The organism is Pseudomonas sp. GV085 (genome assembly GCF_003050925.1).
Lineage (GTDB): Bacteria > Pseudomonadota > Gammaproteobacteria > Pseudomonadales > Pseudomonadaceae > Aquipseudomonas.
The window spans coordinates 288,593-307,789 of record NZ_QAOV01000003.1; the positions used below are offsets into that span (position 1 = coordinate 288,593).

Consider the following 19,197-nt stretch of genomic DNA (forward strand, 5'->3'; position numbering starts at 1 on the left):
GCCCGGGTGGGCGGCCGATGGGCGTTCTGGAGCGCTTAAAGAAACGGTACCGTCGGCCGTCGTTTGTTCAGGGTCGACCACCAGAACACCCAGCCCAGCACCCTGATGTTCTGCTCTTCGATTTGGGCGGATCTGAAGATTTCATCCGGGTATTCGGCGCGGTTGTGGCTGCGCAGTCGCAGGGAGTTGCCCGGTAGTCGGTGCAGGTACTTGATGCGCAGCATGCCGTCATGTTCGATGGCGTAGATCTCGCCATCGACAATTTGGGTCAGGCCACGGTCAATCGCCAGGGTCGAACCGTCTTCGATTTTTTCCCCCATGCTATTGCCGCTCATAAGGGCGCAGATGGCATCGGCGTGGTTGATTTCCAGGGAGTCGAGGTGGCTGCGGGGCAGGCGGATGGATTGCTCGGGGTCTTCTATGACGTGGGTTTTGTTGGAGCCCGGGGCGGTGACAGCTTCTTTGAGGAATGGCAGTTCGACGTCGACAGGCTCGATAACCGTGTAGACACCGCGGATGGTCTGGGCATCGAAGGTGTTGCCGGAGTCTTCGAGCAGGCGCAGGTGTGGGGCGTCTTTCGAGCCTTCGCCGGTTTTCAGCCAGTCGCTGCTGACGGAGAGTTTTCTGGCGACTTCTTCCATGCAATGGGCGGGCACACCGCGGGTGTACCAGTTATGTACATTTTGCGGAGCCGTATCCAGGAAATCGGCAAATCCTGTGGTCGTGATGCTCGCTGCTTCGAGGAGTGCTTTAAAGCGTGGGCCGCTAGTGTTCTTTTTCATGAACGCGAGTCTACTGGCGGCTGGTAAGGGTTTGAATAAACGCCTCGTTCAAATTTCGCGGGAAATTTACGACGGGATGTAAGACGATCTTGGGGAATTTTAAACAAGTAAAAACCAGGATCGAGCAGGGTTAAACGTTGTGTTTGGCGTGCTTATCAAGGGCCCACAAAAAACCCCGGATCTCCCGGGGTTTTTCTTGCCGCTTGCAGCTGAAAGCCTGCAGCCGGGCTTAGCCTTTGTAGGCAGCAACCGACTTGGTGATCGCTTCGCGGGCGGCGTCTGCGCCGGCCCAGCCTTCGATCTTCACCCATTTGCCTTTTTCGAGATCTTTGTAGTTCGCGAAGAAGTGCTCGATCTGCTGGATCAGCAGTGCTGGCAGGTCGGTGTATTCCTTCACGTCGACGTACAGCTGGGACAGCTTGTCGTGTGGGACTGCGATGACTTTGGCATCGCCGCCGCCGTCGTCGGTCATGTTCAGGATGCCGACCGGACGAGCGCGGATCACCGAACCTGGAGCAACCGGGTAAGGGGTTACAACCAGCACGTCGAGGGGATCACCGTCGTCAGCCAGGGTGTTCGGGATGTAACCGTAGTTGGCCGGGTAGAACATTGGGGTGGCCATGAAACGGTCAACGAACAGGCAATCGCTGTCTTTGTCGATTTCGTATTTGATCGGCGCGTGGTTGGCCGGAATCTCGATCGCGACGTAGATGTCGTTCGGCAGGTCTTTGCCAGCCGGAATCTTGCTGTAGCTCATTGGGCGTTGCCCCCGTTAGTTGACCAGAAATACTTGGCCGGATTGACCAAAAAGTGGCGGCGATTATAGGCATATTCCTGGATCGACGCCACGCACCAGAAGTCGTATGGCGCTCACTGGTGTGCCTGATAGACAGGGTCATGCGCCTTTAGTTGCTTCAATCTCGCCAGCGGGTCCTGGCGATAGAACAACTTCAGTTGCTGGTACACCTGTGGATAAGCCTTGTGCAGCAAATCCGGGGCGCTGAAGAAGTATTCGCTGGTGACGGCGAAGAACTCGGCAGGGTTTTCGGCGGCATACGGGTCGATGGCCGTTTCGGCATGGGGATTGCGATCCAGTTGCCGGTCGAGGTCGTCGTAGGCCTTTTGCATGACGCTGGCCCAGTCGCTGACCCGCATGTCTGGGTGCAACGGCGGCAGGCCGTTGGCGACGCCGTTGAGCATGTCCAGTTTGTGCGCCAGTTCGTGGATGACCAGGTTGTAGCCTTCCCAGCCTCCGCTGGCCATTACGCCCGGCCAGGCAAGGATGATCGGGCCTTGCTGCCACGCTTCACCGCTGTGCTCACCCACCCATTCGTGCTCGACGCCGCCGACATCGCGATGGCGCTGGGGGCTGAGGAAGTCGTCGGGGTAGAGAATGATTTCGTGGAAGCCCTGATACCAGTTCAGGTCGCCGAGGTGCAGCAGCGGCAATTGTGCCTGGGCAGCGAGCAGCAAGCGTTGCTCCTGATGCAGTTCGACGCCGGGCAGGGCAGTTAGATGCTTGTCTTCGAGGAACAGCACGCAGGCTTCGCGCAGCCATTGGTCTTCGGCGGCACTGATGCCATCGAGAAAACTCAGGTGATGGCGCACCCGTTGCCACATGTCATCGGCAATCGGGTGCTTTGCCAGGGTGCGTCGGCGACGCCAGGCGCTCAGGGACCACATCGTGTCATCGCGATTCGGCTTTGGAACTCGAACCTGCAAGGCGGTTACGCACCATGCCAATGATCATCGGCACCAACGACAACAGGATGATGCCGACTACCAGCAGCGACAGATTCTTCTTGATGAACGGCACGTTGCCGAAGAAGTAACCGAGGGTCACCAGCCCGCCGACCCACAGGACAGTGCCGAAGACACTGAAGGCGAAGAAGCGCGGATAAGGCATTTTCCCCACACCGGCGACGAACGGTGCAAAGGTGCGGATGATTGGCAGGAAACGCGCCAGGGTCACGGTTTTGCCGCCATGCTTGTCGTAGAAGTCGTGGGTTTGTTGCAGGTAGTCGCGGCGGAAGATCTTCGAGTCCGGATTGCTGAACAGTTTTTCACCCGCCGTTCGTCCGATGATGTAGTTGGTGCTGTCGCCCAGAATCGCTGCCAGCATCAGCAGGCCGCCGAGCAGTACCGGGTCCATGCCGCCACCGGCCGCCACGGCGCCAGCGATGAACAGCAGGGAGTCGCCCGGCAGGAAGGGCATGACCACCAGACCGGTTTCACAGAAGATCACCATAAACAGGATGGCGTAGATCCATGCCCCGTAGTTGGTTACAAGCATGTCGAGGTAGACGTCGAGATGCAGGACAATATCGATCGGGTTGAAATCCATGGAAAGCACCTGTGGTGATGGCCCGACTCAGCAGGCCTGTGCGGATGACTTCGCGTAAGACTACGGATAAGGGTAGTTTTTCTTACAAGCCGGGGGAGTTTGGGATTATACGAGGCGAGAGGTGAAAATCGCGTCGAGATTGTAGCGGGGAATGTCACGACAAGACCGATGGTTTGATACCGCACCTGTGGGAGCGAGCCGGCTCGCTCCCACAGGTTCAGGTGATTCAGAGTTCGTCGCTGATCGGCAGCACATAGTTCTTGAATTCGGTGTCTTCCTTGAATCCGATGGACTCGTAGGTTTTCTGCGCGACTTCGTTGTTGCTGCTGGTGGAAACACGCATGCGCACGGCATTGGTTTCCTTGGCCATTTTTTTTGCGGTGCGGATCAGGTTGTCGGCCACCAACTGGCGGCGGGCGTCCTCGACGACATAAATATCATTGAGGATCCACACGCGTTTGAGCGAAAGCGAGGAGAAACTCGGGTATAGCTGGCAGAAACCCATCAGTCTGTTGCTGTCGTCATCGGACAGCGCGAGGTAGATTACCGACTCCTTGCGACGCAGGCGCTTTTCGAGGAACGCTCGGGACGAGTCCGGATACGGCAGGGAACCATAAAACTCGCGATATTTGACGAACAACGGGGTCAGCAGGTCCAGGTGTTCGAGGGTCGCTTGAATAATCCGCATGGTAGGTCTCGTCTTCAAGTGGCTGTCTTACGTCTCTGACGGCGATGGGAAACCCTTGGCGGCCGTGCCACGATCCTGCCTGAAACTGGTACGAATGTGCAATGCGCAAGCGGTTCAGGCATTCGGCGGGCCGAGCAGGAAATTACCTTTCATGTCGGCTTGCGCGTCCGACTCCAGTGTCTGAACCTGTGCTTCATCCTTCAGATTGACCCCTGACAACTGCCGGCGGCAGGCTTCGCGCATCAAGTACAGCAAACGGTGTGCCGCCATGCCGTAACTCAGGCCCTCGAGCCGTACATTGGAGATGCAATTACGGTAGGCATCGGTAAGACCGACCTTGGGATTGTAGGTGAAATATAAACCCAGGCTGTCCGGGGAGCTGAGGCCAGGGCGTTCGCCGATGAGGATCACGGTCATTTTCGCTCCGAGCAATTCACCGATTTCGTCAGCGACCGCCACACGCCCCTGTTCCACCAAAATCACCGGGGCTACCGTCCAGCCTTCCGCCGTAATCTGTTCTTCGAGGCGTGCCAGAAAGGGCAGGGTATGGCGATGAACGGCCAGTGCCGACAGGCCGTCGGCGATCACGATCACCAAATCGACCCCGCCAGGATGCGCCGAGGCGTATTCACGCAAGGTCGTTGCCGATGCGTCACTCAATTTTCGACCCAAGTCCGGGCGTTGCAGATAACTGTTGCGGTCGATCGCTGCACTGTGCAGCAAAAGGCTTTCGTGTCCGCGTTCGGCCAGTTGTGAGCTGAGTGCCGCGTGTTCGAACGGCAAGTGCACCGCATCCCGCGCCTGAGCGTGGGCGTATTGGAAGTCCAGTTGTGCACGGGTGGGAATGCTGGTGCCGGTGCGGCCCAAGGCAATTCGCGCCGGTGTCAGGCGTCGCAGTTCCAGCCATGGGTTGTGGGGATCGAAGGGTAGTTTATCCATGTCAGTTCTCATCCCAGTTGCGCCAAGGCCTGGCGAAAGGCCGGCGGCAGGCTGTTGCCAAACAGAACCCGGCCGTCCGCCTGGGTGAAGATGCCCATTTTCGCCAGCCACTGCTCGAACTCAGGCGCGGGCTTCAACCCCAGGGTCTGCCGGGCGTAGAGCGCATCGTGGAACGAGGTGGTCTGGTAGTTGAGCATGATGTCGTCGGAGCCGGGGATACCCATGATGAAGTTGATCCCGGCGACGCCCAGCAGGGTCAGCAGGGTGTCCATATCGTCCTGGTCGGCTTCGGCGTGGTTGGTGTAGCAGATGTCGCAACCCATGGGCACGCCCAAAAGCTTGCCGCAGAAGTGATCTTCCAGGCCGGCGCGGATGATCTGTTTGCCGTTGTACAGGTATTCCGGGCCGATGAAACCGACGACGGTGTTGACCAGAAACGGGTTGAAATGCCGCGCGACGGCGTAGGCCCGGGTTTCGCAGGTTTGTTGATCGACGCCATGGTGGGCGTTGGCCGACAGGGCGCTGCCCTGACCGGTTTCGAAGTACATCAGGTTCTGGCCCAGCGTACCGCGATTCAGACTCAAGCCGGCGTCATAACCTTCCCTCAAAATACCCAGGTTAATGCCGAAACTGGCGTTGGCCGCTTCGGTGCCGGCGATCGACTGGAACACCAGATCCAGCGGGACGCCGCGATTGACCGCTTCGATTGACGTGGTGACATGGGTCAGCACGCAAGCCTGGGTCGGGATTTCGTAGCGCTGGATGATCGCGTCGAGCATCTCCAGCATGGCGCAAATCGAGGCGATGCTGTCGGTGGCGGGGTTGATGCCGATCATTGCGTCGCCATTACCGTGCAGCAGACCGTCGAGAATGCTTGCGGCGATGCCGGCCGGTTCGTCGGTGGGGTGGTTCGGTTGCAGGCGTGTGGACAATCGACCGCGCAGGCCCAGGGTGCCGCGAAACTGTGTAACCACGCGGATTTTTTGCGCCACCAGCACCAGATCCTGCACACGCATGATCTTCGATACCGCGGCAACCATTTCCGGAGTCAGGCCGGGGGCCAGGGCGCGCAGGACCTGCTCGTCGGCGGCATCGCTGAGCAGCCAGTCGCGAAAGCCGCCGACGGTCAGGTGACTGACGACGGCGAAGGCTTGTTTGTCGTGGGTGTCGATGATCAGACGGGTGACTTCATCGGCTTCGTAGGGGATCAGTGCTTCCTGCAGGAAGTGGCTTAGCGGCGTGTCGGCCAAAGCCATCTGTGCCGCGACACGCTCGCCGTCATTAAGGGCTGCGACGCCGGCCAGAAAATCTCCGGAGCGTGCCGGGCTGGCCTTGGCCATCACTTCCTTGAGGCTGTCGAAGCGGTAAGTCTGGGCGCCGACGGTATGGGCGAATGCGGCCATGGGGCGGTGTCCTCCTGTTATGTACAAGTCTTCAGTTCACGACCGACCCTTGTGGGAGCGAGCCTGCTCGCGATGCGGGCGACTCGGTCTGGTATGTACTCTGCGGTGATGCAATCGCGAGCAGGCTCGCTCCCACAGGGAATCGGTGTGCACTTTGATAAGGCAGGCACCGGCAAAGAATCCCGGCGCCGGTGCATTCATATGCCTTCGAGCATAGCGTCTGCCGGTGCCTCGGAGCGTTGCTTGGCGGTCAACTGGAAGTACAGGTAACCGGCAGCCATGAAACCGAGGAAAACCAGGCCGATCAAGGTGTTGAACCAGGCCATCGCCACCAGGCACACCACCGCCAGAAACAGCGCGATCCCCGGTACGATCGGATAACCCGGGGCGCGGAAGGTACGCTCCAGGTTCGGTTCGGTCTTACGCAGCTTGAACAGGCTCAGCATACTGATGATGTACATCACGATGGCGCCGAATACCGACATGGTGATCATCGCCGCTGTCAGGGTCATGCCTTGCAGATTGACCAGGCCATCGCTGTAGATCGCCGCGATGCCGATCACGCCGCCGGCCAGAATCGCCCGATGGGGCGTCTGGAAACGCGAGAGCTTGGCCAGCCCTTTGGGCAGGTAACCGGCGCGAGCCAAGGCGAAGAACTGCCGTGAATAGCCAAGAATGATCCCGTGAAAGCTCGCCACCAAGCCGAACAGGCCGATCCATACCAGCATGTGCATCCAGGTCGAATTGTTGCCGACCACGGCTTTCATCGCCTGAGGCAACGGATCGTTGATGTTCGACAGTTGACGCCAGTCGCCGACACCTCCGGCCATCACCATCACGCCAATGGCCAGGAACACTAGGGTCAAAATGCCGCTGACGTAGGCTTTGGGGATGGTGCGTTTCGGGTCCTTGGCTTCTTCGGCGGCCATGGCTGCACCTTCGATCGCGAGAAAGAACCAGATCGCGAAGGGAATGGCGGCGAAAATGCCGGGAATCGAGCCCATCGTGAATTCATTCGCGCCCGACCAGCCATTGAGCACAAAGTTGCTGAAGCTGAAGCCCGGTGCGACCACGCCCATGAACACCAGCAGTTCAGCGACCGCCAGCACCGTGACCACCAACTCGAAGGTGGCTGCGATGCTGACGCCAAGGATGTTCAGGCCCATGAACACGAAATAGGCGCCAACGGCGGCGATCTTCGGGTCCAGTTCCGGGTATTGCACGTTGAGGTAGGCGCCGATGGCCATGGCGATGGCCGGTGGTGCAAAGACGAATTCGATCAGGGTGGCGATGCCGGCGATCAATCCGCCTTTCTCACCAAAAGCCCGGCGGCTGTAGGCAAATGGCCCGCCAGCGTGGGGAATCGCAGTCGTCAGTTCGGTGAAGCTGAAAATGAAGCAGGTGTACATCGTCGCCACCATCAGTGCGGTGACGAGAAAACCCAGTGTGCCTGCGGTGCCCCAGCCGTAACTCCAGCCGAAGTACTCGCCGGAAATCACCAGGCCGACGGCAATGCCCCATAGATGCAGGGTGCCGAGTGTGGGTTTGAGCTGTGTGGAAGAAGTAGTCATAAGTCCTCTCTAGTTTTTATTGTTCGATCTTTTGGACTTTCGGTTAAGACGGGTTGGGTGCAAATCCTGAATGATGGGTAGGCAAGGCCCGTGCCAGGGCGGCCAGGCCTTGTGTATTGAGTCAGTGGGTGTGCCTTCGCTGGCAAGCCAGCTCCCGTAGGAGCTGGCGAAGCCTGCGATCTCGTTTCAATCGGGTGATGGGAGCTACCGACAAGCAAAGATCAAAAGATCGCAGCCTGCGGCAGCTCCTACCTCCCGGTTTTTAGAAGAAGCCCAGCGGATTGATGTCGTAGCTCACCAGCAGGTTTTTGGTCTGCTGATAGTGGTCGAGCATCATCTTGTGGGTTTCACGGCCAACGCCGGACTTCTTGTAACCACCGAACGCGGCGTGCGCCGGGTACAGGTGGTAGCAGTTGGTCCACACACGACCGGCCTTGATGGCGCGGCCCATGCGGTAGGCGCGGTTGATGTCGCGGGTCCAGAGGCCGGCACCGAGGCCGAACTCGGTGTCGTTGGCGATGGCCAGGGCTTCGGCTTCGTCCTTGAAGGTGGTGATGCTCACCACCGGGCCGAAGATTTCTTCCTGGAACACACGCATTTTGTTGGTGCCCTTGAGCAGGGTCGGCTGGATGTAGTACCCGCTCGCCAGGTTGCCCTCGAGTTTTTCCACCTTGCCGCCGGTCAGCAGCTCGGCGCCTTCGCCCTTGGCGATTTCCAGGTACGAAAGGATTTTATCGAATTGCTGCTCGGACGCCTGGGCGCCGACCATGGTGTCGGTGTCCAGCGGGTCGCCACGTTTGATTTGCAGGACCTTGTTCATGACCACTTTCATGAACTCGTCGTAGATCGACTCTTGCACCAGCGCCCGGGAAGGGCAGGTGCAGACTTCGCCCTGGTTGAAGAACGCCAGCACCAGGCCTTCGGCGGCTTTCTCGATGAAGGACGGTTCGGCCTGCATGATGTCTTCGAAGAAGATGTTCGGCGATTTGCCGCCCAGCTCCACGGTGGACGGAATAATGTTTTCCGCCGCGCATTTCATGATGTGCGAGCCAACCGGGGTCGAGCCGGTGAAGGCGATCTTGGCAATGCGCTTGCTGGTGGCCAGCGCTTCGCCGGCTTCTTTGCCGAAGCCTTGCACCACGTTGAGTACGCCGGGCGGCAGCAGGTCGCCGATCAACTCCATCAGCACGGTGATGCCCAGCGGGGTTTGCTCGGCCGGTTTAAGGACCACGCAGTTGCCGGCGGCGAGGGCCGGGGCGAGTTTCCAGGCGGCCATCAGGATCGGGAAGTTCCACGGGATGATCTGCCCGACCACGCCCAGCGGTTCATGGATGTGATAGGCCACGGTGTTGCCGTCGATTTCGGCAGCGCTGCCTTCCTGGGCGCGCAGGCAGCCGGCGAAGTAGCGGAAGTGGTCGGCGGCCAGCGGGATGTCGGCGTTGAGGGTTTCGCGCACGGCTTTGCCGTTGTCCCAGGATTCGGTGATCGCCAGGGTTTCCAGATTCTGCTCGATGCGGTCGGCGATTTTCAGCAGCACCAGCGAACGGGCTTGCGCAGAGGTGGCACCCCAAGCGTCGGCAGCGGCGTGGGCAGCGTCCAGGGCCTTGTCGATGTCTTCGGCCGTGGAACGGGGGAATTCGGCAATCGGTTGGCCATTCACTGGCGAGGTATTGGTGAAGTACTGACCTTTGACAGGCGCGACGAACTCGCCGCCGATGTAGTTACCGTATTTGGCTTTGAACGAAACGATAGCGCCTTCAGTACCGGGGTGAGCGTAACGCATAGTGGTTTCTCCTTGCTTTTGTGCTTATAGGGAGTCGCGCATGTGCGCTTGCTTTAAGCGTAGAGCAAGGGGCGGGCCAGTGCGCTGCAACTCAGGCAAATCAAGGCCTTGCGCATTTTTTGTCGGACGGATGGAGCATGCCTGTGACGCTTGCGGTACAGCCTGCGTGACACTTTGTACCGATTCTGGCACAACCTGTGACCACCCGGTCTTGCAGGCATTGCAATGCGGGCCGGGCTGGAGGATGCTCCGGCGAGCGCTACTGATACACCCTGTAGGAGCTGCCGAAGGCTCGGTCCGCGCTCGGGCGATCTTTTGATCTTGATCTTTCAAAGCAAAAGATCGCAGCCATCGGCAGCTCCTGCAGGGTTGAGTAGGACCTTTCGGGGAGAATAATAAGAAATGCACGACAACCATCTGAGTCGCCATGCCCAGCAAGTATTGACCGTGACCCAGGGCAAGGCCCACCTGCACGGCCCTGGCAGCGACCCGTCCATCGCCCGTTCCTGGCTGCGCTGCCTTGAGGACTATCACCTCGATCCGGCCCTGAGCATCGCGCCGACGGTGCTGGAGCATGGCCGAGTCCTGGAAAGCCGCGAACGCTTGCAGCAAGTGCTGCGCATTGCCGGCAATGAAATGACCAGCCTGCACCAGCAGCTCTCCGGTGCCGGTCATGCAGTGCTGCTGACCGACGCCCGCGGCGTAATCCTCAATTGCGTCACCGCGCCTGCCGAACGGCAGATTTTCGAGCGTGCCGGGCTCTGGCTCGGCGCCGACTGGAGCGAGGCCTGCGAAGGCACCAACGGCATCGGCACCTGCCTGGTGGAGCGTCAGTCGCTGACCATCCATCAGGACGAGCACTTTCGCGGCCGCCACACCGGCCTGACCTGTTCGGCGAGCCCGGTCTTCGATCCCCATGGCGAGCTGCTGGCGGTGCTCGACGTGTCGTCGGCGCGGCGTGATGCCTCACGGCAAAGTCAGTTCCACACCATGGCGCTGGTCAATCTGTCGGCGAAGATGATCGAGAGCTGCTACTTCCTGCGCTGCTTCGATAATCAATGGTTGCTGCGTTTTCACTTGCAGGCCGAGTCCGTCGGTTTGTTCAGCGAAGGGTTGCTGGCGTTCGACGGAGAAGGGCGCATTTGCGCGGTGAACCAGAGTGCGCTGAACCTGCTGGGACACATTCGCGGCGGCTTGCTGGGTAAACCGGTGGAGGCTTTTTTCGATTGCTCGCTCGATGAGTTGCTCGGTCGCGCGAGCACCAATGCTGCTGCCAGTTGGCCGTTGCGCACCCGTGATGGTCGCAAGCTGTTCGCGGTATTGCGCGGTGAGGCACGGCGACCGCTGCCGACTCCATTGGTGCCAGCTGCCAAGGTTGCACAGGCGCCGCGCCTGTCGGGCATTTGCCTGGACGACGCGGCGTTGCAGGCGGATTTCCGCAAGGCCCTGCGCGTGTACGAGCGCGACGTGCCGCTGCTGATCAATGGCGAAACCGGCTCCGGCAAGGAGGCTTTCGCCAAAGCCGTGCACCACGCCAGCCAGCGGGCGGACAAAGCCTTTGTCGCCCTCAACTGCGCGGCCATTCCCGAAAGCCTGATCGAAAGCGAGCTGTTCGGTTATCGCGGCGGCAGCTTCACCGGTGCGCGCAAGGAAGGCATGCGCGGCAAGTTGCAACAGGCCGACGGCGGCACCTTGTTCCTCGATGAAATCGGTGACATGCCACTGGCCATGCAGACGCGCTTGCTGAGGGTGCTCGAAGACCGGCAAGTGGTGCCGATCGGCGGCGAACCGGAATCGGTGAATGTGCGGATCATCAGTGCCACTCACCGTAACTTGCTCGATCGTGTGCAGGACGGCAGCTTCCGTGAGGATTTGTATTACCGGCTCAACGGGCTGGAAGTCGCGCTGCCGGCCTTGCGTGATCGTAGCGACAAGTCCCGGCTGCTCGATTTTCTGCTGGCCGAGGAGGCGGGCGGAGAAACCGTGTTGATCGACGGGCCGGCGCGGGAGGCCTTGTTGGGGTTCGCCTGGCCGGGCAACGTAAGGCAGTTGCGAAATGTGCTGCGTACGTTGGCAGCACTGTGTGAGGACGGGCGGATCGGTCTGGAAGATTTGCCGGCGATGATTCGCCAGGCGCGGCCGGTGGTGTCGACGATTGAGGAGGCGTCGGAGCATCCGCTGGAGGATGCCGAGCGGCTGGCGTTGCTCGCGGCGCTGGAGCAGACGCGCTGGCATATGACGCATACGGCGGAGCAGTTGGGGGTCAGTCGAAATACCCTTTATCGCAAGCTGCGTAAACATGGCATCGCTCGGTAATTGCTACGTCGACCTGTAGGAGCCGGCTTGCCGGCGAAGGCGGTCTGGAGATTGTCTTCGCCGGCAAGCCGGCTCCTACAGGTTTTGCGCTGAGCGCCATTGAAACATCAGGTGCGATTTTCCCCTCCCTAAGCTAACCTGCGACCAAGTTTTACGAGGTCGACTATGCACATTCATATTCTTGGTATCTGCGGCACTTTCATGGGGTCAATGGCGGTACTGGCCAAAGAGCTGGGCCATCACGTGACGGGCTCCGATGCCAACGTCTATCCGCCGATGAGCACTCAGCTGCAAGCACAGGGCATCGAATTGACCCAAGGCTACGACCCGGCGCAACTCGATCCCGCCCCCGATCTGGTGGTGATCGGCAACGCCATGTCCCGGGGCAATCCGGCTGTGGAGTACGTGCTGAACAAAGGCCTGCCTTACGTCTCCGGCCCACAATGGCTGGCCGATCACGTGCTGCAAGGTCGTTGGGTACTGGCCGTTGCCGGTACGCACGGCAAGACCACCACCAGCAGCATGCTGGCCTGGGTGCTGGAGCACGCGGGCATGGCCCCGGGCTTCCTGATCGGCGGTGTGCCGCAAAATTTCTCGGTGTCGGCGCGCCTGGGCGATACGCCATTCTTCGTCATCGAAGCCGACGAGTATGACAGTGCGTTCTTCGACAAGCGCTCGAAGTTCGTGCACTACCGTCCGCGCACGGCAATCCTGAACAACCTCGAATTCGATCACGCGGACATCTTCCCGGATCTGCCGGCCATCGAGCGACAGTTCCATCACTTGGTGCGGACCATCCCGAGCGAAGGCCTGGTGATTCATCCGACCACTGAGCCAGCCTTGCTTCGCGTTATCGAGATGGGTTGCTGGACGCCGGTGCAAACCACCGGTGCCGGCGGTCAGTGGCAGGTCAAGCTGCTCAGTGAAGATGGCTCGAAGTTCGAAGTGATGTTCGATGGCGTCGCCCAGGGTGTGGTCGAGTGGGACATGACTGGCCAGCACAACGTCGCCAACGCCTTGGCGACCCTGGCTGCCGCACGCCACGTCGGCGTGGTGCCGTCCATGGGCATCGCCGCGTTGAGCGCCTTCAAAAGCGTGAAGCGCCGGATGGAGATAGTCGCGCAAGTCCGTGGCATCACCATCTATGACGACTTCGCTCACCACCCGACCGCCATTGCCACCACACTCGACGGTCTGCGCAAGCGCATCGGCGATGCACCGCTGATTGCGATCATCGAGCCGCGTTCCAACTCCATGAAACTTGGCGCGCACCGTGACGGATTGCCGGAAAGCGTGGTCGATGCCGATCAGGTGATCTGGTATGCACCGGCCAACCTCGGCTGGGACCTGGCCGGTACTGCGGCGCTGTGTACGGTGCCGTCGATTGTCAGCGATTCGCTGGAAGGCATCATCGAGCGCGTGAAGAGCCAGGCGCAACCGGGCACCCACGTGGTGATCATGAGTAATGGCGGCTTTGGCGGCCTGCACGGCAAGCTGGCCGAGGCACTCAAGTGAACAACGGCCCGGACCGCATCACGCTGGCGATGACTGGCGCTTCCGGCGCCCAGTACGGTTTGCGCCTGCTCGACTGCCTGGTGCGGGAGGATCGTGAAGTGCACTTCATGATTTCCAAGGCCGCGCAGTTGGTGATGGCCACCGAAACTGACGTCACGCTGCCGAACAAGCCGCAGATGATGCAGGCATTCCTCACCGAATACACGGGCGCTGCCGCCGGGCAGATTCGGGTGTACGGCAAGGAAGACTGGATGTCGCCAGTGGCTTCGGGCTCCGGCGCGCCAGCGGCGATGGTGGTGGTGCCGTGTTCGACGGGTACTTTGTCGGCCATCGCCACGGGTGCCTGCAACAACCTGATCGAGCGTGCCGCCGATGTGACGCTCAAAGAGCGTCGCCAGCTGATTCTGGTGCCTCGCGAGGCGCCGTATTCGAGTATTCACCTTGAGAACATGCTCAAGTTGTCGAACATGGGCGTGACAATCCTGCCGGCATCACCGGGCTTTTATCATCAGCCGCAAACCATCGACGATCTGATCGATTTCGTCGTGGCACGGATTCTCAACCTGCTGAATATTCCTCAGGACATGTTGCCGCGCTGGGGCGAGCATCATTTGACCAGCGATGAATAAGCTGCTGGTGATGGTACTGGCGCTGCAATTGGTCGGGTGCGCCACGGCGCGCACCCTCGATGCGGCAAAGCCGGGGGCACCTGTGGTGTACTCGGGGACTCGTCTGGATTTGTACGCGATGAATGGCGGTTGCTGCGCCAAGGACCGTTTCGGAGCTGAAGCACCGAGCTATCCGGGCGTCGATCTGCCGGCCAGTGCGTTGCTCGACACGCTGCTGTTGCCGCTGTCGTTGCTGACGGTGATCGGGGTCAGCTTTCAGGCGACAGGTGGGTTGTAAGAGAGCGCTTCGCGCTCTATCGCGAGCAGGCTCGCTCCCACATTGGATTTGTGAACGACGCAGATCAATTGTAGGAGTGAGCCTGCTCGCGATGAGACCCACTCAGGCACCACAGGCTACTTGCCCAACTTCCTCAGCTCATCCGACTCGACAATCCTGACCCCGTCCTGCTCTTCCAGCGCCAGGCGCCACATTGCCCGGGCCAGTTGGCAGGCCTCGATACCATGGTATTTGCCTGGGATCAGCCGTGACAACGGGCCGGCGACTTTCTCGCCCAGTCGCGGTTCGGTGCGTTCGCCCAGCAACAGCGAAGGACGGCAAATAGTCAGCTGCGGCCAGTCCTGCGCGCGCAGTGCGTACTCCATCTCGCCTTTGACCCGGTTGTAGAAAATCGAGGATCTGCGATCGGCTCCCAGTGCACTGATCACGATCAAATGCCTTGCGCCCATCTCCCGTGCGCGTTTGGCAAAGGCCACGACCATGTCCAGGTCCACCGCGCGGAACGCCTCTTCCGAGCCCGCCTGTTTGATGGTGGTGCCCAGGCAGCAGTAGGCGATGTCGACACGACCGTTCAACTGCGGCAGAAGCTCCACCGGGTCGCCGACCGGGTTTTCAAGGTGAGGGTGCTTGGCCAGGGGCCGGCGTGATGGGGCCAATACCCGGGCAATCGTTGGCTCGTTAAGCAGGCGATCAAGCAGGTGTTCACCCGTCAAACCGGTGGCTCCGGCAAGCAGCACGTGCTGGGGCGTCAAGTACATAGTGTTTCTCCCTTGATACTGTTCAGCTTAGTTGCTGTTTGCATCCTTGCTTTCGATAGACGCACTTTGCAGGGCTTTTCGAGCCTGCTGTTTGCGCAGTAGTTGCCAATGCGAGAGGACGGTTTTCGGTGCCCAGATCTGTGGTTCGGAGGCTTCGAAACCGTCCGCCAGTTCACGTTCGGCGACAGTGGCCTTGGCCAGTTTGAAGGCTTGCTCCAGATCATCGGTCTGGTTCAGGGCCTGGGCGAACAGTGCATCGCCGAAGTAAGTGAAGTTGGCTTCCTCCGAGCAACCGAAGGACACCCGGTCGGCCCGCGAGGCTGTCATGATCAGGGTCCGTTCATCCTTGAGGGCGGGGAGGAATCCGCCGGAGTAGCAGGCCGAAATCACGATGATCTTGTCGCGGTTTTTCAACGGGGCGAGAACAGCAGCCATTTCGTCGGCTGGCAGGTCGGCCAACTCCATGCGTGGCTGGTCAAGCACCAGCTCGTGTTCGCTGGTGCCATGGCTGGTCAGGTAGATGAAAATCAAGTCTTCCGGGCCGCTGCGTTCGGCCAGCGTCAGGGCGGCACGGCGCAGGTTTTCCCGAGTCGCCATCGGGCGGTCGGCGAGGTGATCGCGATGGTTCACCAGGCGGATCTGGCCGAAAGCGCCGAAACGGCTGGTGAGCATATTGGCGACGTAGTCGGATTCGCGCAGAAACACGCTTTGCTTGCCATCACCGCCCAGGGTCAACGAATACAGTTCTACCGCCGGGGTCGAGGGCGCAATGTTGGCCAGCGCTGCGTCGAGCAAGCGCCCCTGGGCCAGCAGGCCGAGCTCCAGGGTGTCGGGCAAGAGTTTGCCCTCGGCGTCGCGCACGCGCTGGCCGTTGATCCAGGTGCCGCTGAGCACGGTGCCGTCGGTCAGCACCAATGTGCCGCGCCCCTGATAACTGTCGTTGTCGAACTGACCGGTGTAAAAACTGCCGTCAGACAGGTTGAGTCGGCCCTGGCCGGAAAAGCGCCAGTCATTGAACTGGCCGATGTAGTGGCTGCCGTCAGTGCCGATCAACTCGCCCTTGCCGTTCAGCGAGCCTTCCTTGAACTGGCCCAGCCAGACATCGCCGTCGGCGTTTTCGTAGCGGCCTTTGCCGTGCAGTTGATTGTTCTTGAAGCTGCCGACATAGATGCCGCCATCGGCACTGTTGAACGTGCCGTTGCCTTCCAGTTGGCCGTCGACGAAGTGCCCGGTGAACTGATTGCCGTTGCCGTCACTGCGCTGGCCTTCGCCATTGGGTTTGCCGTGGGCGAACTGGCCCTGATAGGCGCTGCCGTCTTCAAGTTCGAGGCGACCCAGGCCGGCGTATTGATCGGCCTTGAACTCTCCGCGATAGCTCATGCCGTTTTCTTTGAGGGTGCCTTCGCCGTCGCGTCGGCCGGCCTTGAAGCCGCCGCTGTAACTGCTGGCGTTGGTGGTCAGCGCCCCCTGGCCATCGAACAGTCCCTGATTGAACTGCCCGCGATAGACCTCGCCGTTGCTGCCGTGCCATTCGCCCTGGCCATGCCACTGCCCTTTGTCGAATTCGCCGGCGTACCAGCTGCCGTTCGGGTAGTCGATGCGTCCCTTGCCTTGCAGCAAGCCATTGACCAGGTCACCGCGATAGCGTCCGCCGTCCGGCAGGCGGGCGTCGGGGGCCAAAAGCGATTCGCCGTCGCCGCAAGCGGTGAGCATCAGGGTCAAGGCAAGGAGTGCAAGTGGGCGCATAGCGGATTCCGGGCAATTAGGCGAGGGAGTATGCCGCAGCTATGTGTCCTTATATAGGGTGAGGTATTGCGAGAAGGCGCGAAACAGCATGAGCTGCTTCGCATCCGGGAAGGTTTATACGAAGCACAGGGACAGGGGTTCGGCGATGTACGCCGGCTTGTCCGAACCTTCGATTTCCAGGGTGGTGGTGGCCTTGAGCAGCCATTGGCCGGGTTTTTTCTCGATGACTTCGGTCAGGTCGACCTTGAGTCGCACTTTCGAATTGACCTTGACCGGCTGAATGAAGCGCACGCTGTCGAGACCGTAGTTGACCACCATCTTCAAGCCTTCGGGCATGACGAGGATGTCTTCCATCAGTTTCGGGATTAGCGACAGCGACAGAAAGCCGTGAGCGATGGTGCTGCCAAATGGCGTTTGCGCGGCCTTGACCGGGTCGACGTGGATGAACTGAAAATCCCCTGTGGCCTCGGCGAACAGGTTGATGCGCTCCTGATCGATAGTGAGCCATTCGGAACGTCCAAGTTCCTTGCCGACATAATCTTTGAGCTCTGCAACTGGAACATAGGGCATTGAGACTCTCCTTGGGTTCATCGGTTTTATAGATTTGGCTTGCGAGGATTTAACTTCCCGGCTTACCACTTTAGATCAACATGGCCAAACGCTCCGGTCAACCGACCATGCTTTTGGCGAATGCCGATCTATAGCGCGGGCATGCTTATAATGCCCGGCCAATGCGGGTGACGGATTTTGCGGGGGATCAACAATGTTGCTACGAGGGCTGACGTGGCTGGTGCTGTTCCAATTGCTCGGCACGGCGATCAATCATTTGTTTTTGCCCGTGCTGCCGGGGCCGATTGTGGGGTTGCTGCTGTTACTGGTGTACCTCATCTGTCGCGGACAGGTCGGCGAGCCACTGAACCTGGCGGCCAGCAGCCTGTTGCGCTACCTGCCGCTGTTGCTGGTGCCTCCGGCCGTGGGCGTGATGGTCTATGCCGCTGACATCGCGGCGGACTTCTGGGCCATTGTCGGTGCGCTGGTGTTGTCGCTGCTGCTTTCGATGGCCTTCGCCGGGGTGCTGATGCAGCGCATGGTCAGGCGTCACGCTCACTCCGAGGACAGCCAATGATCTTCGACTGGCACGGCGCCTGGACGTCGGTGATTCACCATCCATTGTTCGGCATAGGCATTACCCTTGGCGCCTATCAACTCGTCCTGGCGGCATTCGAAAAAACCCGTTGGATCTTTTTGCAGCCGGTGCTGGTCTCCATGTTACTGGTGATCGGCGTGCTGGTGGGCTGCGGTCTGACCTACGCCGAGTACCGCAAGAGCACCGAGATCCTGAGCATCCTGCTCGGCCCGGCCACTGTCGCGCTGGCGGTGCCGCTTTACCTCAACCTGCGACGGATTCGGCAGTTGTTCTGGCCGATATTTACTACGCTGGTGATAGGTGGTGTCGTAGCTACGGGCATGGGCGTGCTGCTGGGCTGGTGGTTCGGTGCCGAACACATGATCCTGATGACCATGGCGCCGAAGTCGGTAACCTCGCCGATTGCCATGCTGGTGGCTGAGCAGATCGGTGGTGTCGCGGCGCTGGCAGCGGTGTTCGTCTTGATTACGGGTGTGATCGGGGCGATTTTCGGCCCGGTCCTGTTGACCCGGTTCGGCGTGCACAGCCCGGAAGCCAGGGGTATGGCGCTGGGCATGACGGCCCACGCTGTCGGCACGGCGGTGGCGATGCAGGAAAGTGAAGAGTGTGGCGCCTTCGCGGCGCTGGCGATGAGTCTGATGGGTGTGGCCACGGCGGTTTTCCTGCCGCTGGCGGTGTCGATGGTGGTGTAAGGAAATGTCTATGAGTCTGCCGCTTTTTCCGTTGAACACAGTGCTGTTTCCAGGCTGCATCCTCGACCTGCAGATTTTCGAAGCGCGCTACCTGGACATGATCGGCCGCTGCATGAAACAGGGCAGTGGTTTTGGCGTGGTGTGCATCCTCGAGGGTGAAGAGGTCGGGATCGCCCCGGCCGGCTACGCGCTGGTGGGTTGCGAAGCGCTGATCACCGATTTCAATCAACAGGACAACGGCCTGTTGGGGATTCGGGTCCGAGGCGGACGGCGTTTCCATGTATTACGATCGGAAATCCAGCGCGATCAGTTGACCGTCGCCGAGGTCGAGTGGCTGGAAGACGAACCGGAGCAGCCACTGCAGGACGAGGACGCCGACCTGGTGGCATTGCTCAAGGCCCTGGCGGAACATCCGATGGTTGAAGCCTTGAACATGGGCACTGAAGCGACCGGGCAACAGTCACTGGCCAATCAGTTGGCGTACCTGTTGCCCTTCGCTGAACTGGACAAGATCGACCTGCTGCAACTCGATGATCCGCAGCAACGACTGGATGCGATTCAGGCGTTGCTGGATGAGTTGCAGGGCGAGTTGTTTGCCTGACGGGCG

Annotated in this window: 19 protein-coding genes; 7 read left to right on the forward strand and 12 right to left on the reverse strand. The window is 60.2% G+C overall.

What is annotated here, in order from left to right; all coding sequences use genetic code 11:
* Positions 1-35: 35 nt before the first annotated feature.
* From C8K63_RS08530 to C8K63_RS08570, 9 genes are all read right to left on the reverse strand, one after another.
* A complete protein-coding gene (locus C8K63_RS08530) occupies positions 36-782 on the reverse strand; it encodes a S24 family peptidase (protein ID WP_108216316.1) in 747 nt (248 codons plus the stop codon).
* 229 nt (positions 783-1,011) lie between these two features.
* Positions 1,012-1,539 carry an inorganic diphosphatase gene (gene ppa, locus C8K63_RS08535; protein ID WP_007990564.1) on the reverse strand — a complete coding sequence of 176 codons (528 nt, stop codon included), beginning with the start codon at positions 1,537-1,539 and terminating at the stop codon, positions 1,012-1,014.
* A gap of 113 nt (positions 1,540-1,652) precedes the next feature.
* The gene (locus C8K63_RS08540; protein ID WP_108216317.1) at positions 1,653-2,465 is read right to left on the reverse strand and encodes a zinc-dependent peptidase; all 813 of its coding nucleotides are present in this window, start codon (positions 2,463-2,465) and stop codon (positions 1,653-1,655) included.
* Between the two features lie 4 nt (positions 2,466-2,469).
* Positions 2,470-3,126, reverse strand: coding sequence for a DedA family protein (locus tag C8K63_RS08545; protein WP_108216318.1), 657 nt, complete (start codon positions 3,124-3,126; stop codon positions 2,470-2,472).
* 226 nt (positions 3,127-3,352) lie between these two features.
* Entirely contained in the window at positions 3,353-3,814 is a 462-nt protein-coding gene (locus tag C8K63_RS08550; protein ID WP_108216319.1) for an N-acetyltransferase, read from the reverse strand.
* Between the two features lie 114 nt (positions 3,815-3,928).
* Positions 3,929-4,753: an ethanolamine ammonia-lyase subunit EutC gene (gene eutC / locus C8K63_RS08555; RefSeq protein WP_108216320.1), complete on the reverse strand. Its 825-nt coding sequence runs from the start codon at positions 4,751-4,753 to the stop codon at positions 3,929-3,931.
* An 8-nt stretch (positions 4,754-4,761) separates the two neighbouring features.
* Entirely contained in the window at positions 4,762-6,156 is a 1,395-nt protein-coding gene (locus tag C8K63_RS08560; RefSeq protein ID WP_108216321.1) for an ethanolamine ammonia-lyase subunit EutB, read from the reverse strand.
* A 197-nt stretch (positions 6,157-6,353) separates the two neighbouring features.
* Positions 6,354-7,727, reverse strand: coding sequence for an ethanolamine permease (gene eat / locus C8K63_RS08565; protein ID WP_108216322.1), 1,374 nt, complete (start codon positions 7,725-7,727; stop codon positions 6,354-6,356).
* Between the two features lie 262 nt (positions 7,728-7,989).
* Entirely contained in the window at positions 7,990-9,510 is a 1,521-nt protein-coding gene (locus tag C8K63_RS08570) for an aldehyde dehydrogenase family protein (protein ID WP_108216323.1), read from the reverse strand.
* A 402-nt stretch (positions 9,511-9,912) separates the two neighbouring features.
* Here C8K63_RS08570 and C8K63_RS08575 point away from each other — a divergent pair, with 402 nt between their 5' ends.
* From C8K63_RS08575 to C8K63_RS08590, 4 genes are all read left to right on the forward strand, one after another.
* Complete coding sequence (locus C8K63_RS08575) at positions 9,913-11,826, forward strand: sigma-54-dependent Fis family transcriptional regulator (RefSeq protein WP_108216324.1); 1,914 nt, start codon at positions 9,913-9,915, stop codon at positions 11,824-11,826.
* A gap of 165 nt (positions 11,827-11,991) precedes the next feature.
* Positions 11,992-13,341 carry a UDP-N-acetylmuramate:L-alanyl-gamma-D-glutamyl-meso-diaminopimelate ligase gene (mpl, locus tag C8K63_RS08580; protein ID WP_108216325.1) on the forward strand — a complete coding sequence of 450 codons (1,350 nt, stop codon included), beginning with the start codon at positions 11,992-11,994 and terminating at the stop codon, positions 13,339-13,341.
* Complete coding sequence (gene ubiX, locus C8K63_RS08585) at positions 13,338-13,970, forward strand: flavin prenyltransferase UbiX (RefSeq protein WP_108216326.1); 633 nt, start codon at positions 13,338-13,340, stop codon at positions 13,968-13,970. Before mpl ends, ubiX begins: the two co-directional genes overlap by 4 nt.
* A complete protein-coding gene (locus tag C8K63_RS08590; protein WP_108216327.1) occupies positions 13,963-14,247 on the forward strand; it encodes a YceK/YidQ family lipoprotein in 285 nt (94 codons plus the stop codon). The genes ubiX and C8K63_RS08590 overlap by 8 nt, the downstream gene beginning before the upstream one ends.
* 116 nt (positions 14,248-14,363) lie before the next feature.
* Here the strand turns inward: C8K63_RS08590 and C8K63_RS08595 are convergent, their stop codons facing one another.
* From C8K63_RS08595 to C8K63_RS08605, 3 genes are all read right to left on the reverse strand, one after another.
* The gene (locus C8K63_RS08595; RefSeq protein WP_108216328.1) at positions 14,364-15,005 is read right to left on the reverse strand and encodes an oxidoreductase; all 642 of its coding nucleotides are present in this window, start codon (positions 15,003-15,005) and stop codon (positions 14,364-14,366) included.
* A gap of 27 nt (positions 15,006-15,032) precedes the next feature.
* On the reverse strand, positions 15,033-16,751 hold the full coding sequence (locus C8K63_RS08600; RefSeq protein ID WP_108216329.1) for a C13 family peptidase: 1,719 nt from the start codon (positions 16,749-16,751) through the stop codon (positions 15,033-15,035).
* Between the two features lie 114 nt (positions 16,752-16,865).
* Positions 16,866-17,321: a MaoC family dehydratase gene (locus tag C8K63_RS08605; protein WP_108216330.1), complete on the reverse strand. Its 456-nt coding sequence runs from the start codon at positions 17,319-17,321 to the stop codon at positions 16,866-16,868.
* Positions 17,322-17,514: 193 nt separating this feature from the next.
* Here C8K63_RS08605 and C8K63_RS08610 point away from each other — a divergent pair, with 193 nt between their 5' ends.
* From C8K63_RS08610 to C8K63_RS08620, 3 genes are read left to right on the forward strand one after another with little or no spacing between them, the layout of a single operon-like run.
* Complete coding sequence (locus C8K63_RS08610; RefSeq protein ID WP_108216331.1) at positions 17,515-17,877, forward strand: CidA/LrgA family protein; 363 nt, start codon at positions 17,515-17,517, stop codon at positions 17,875-17,877.
* Positions 17,874-18,590: an LrgB family protein gene (locus C8K63_RS08615; RefSeq protein WP_108216332.1), complete on the forward strand. Its 717-nt coding sequence runs from the start codon at positions 17,874-17,876 to the stop codon at positions 18,588-18,590. Before C8K63_RS08610 ends, C8K63_RS08615 begins: the two co-directional genes overlap by 4 nt.
* A gap of 10 nt (positions 18,591-18,600) precedes the next feature.
* Positions 18,601-19,191, forward strand: coding sequence for an LON peptidase substrate-binding domain-containing protein (locus tag C8K63_RS08620; RefSeq protein WP_108216333.1), 591 nt, complete (start codon positions 18,601-18,603; stop codon positions 19,189-19,191).
* Positions 19,192-19,197 lie beyond the last annotated feature (6 nt).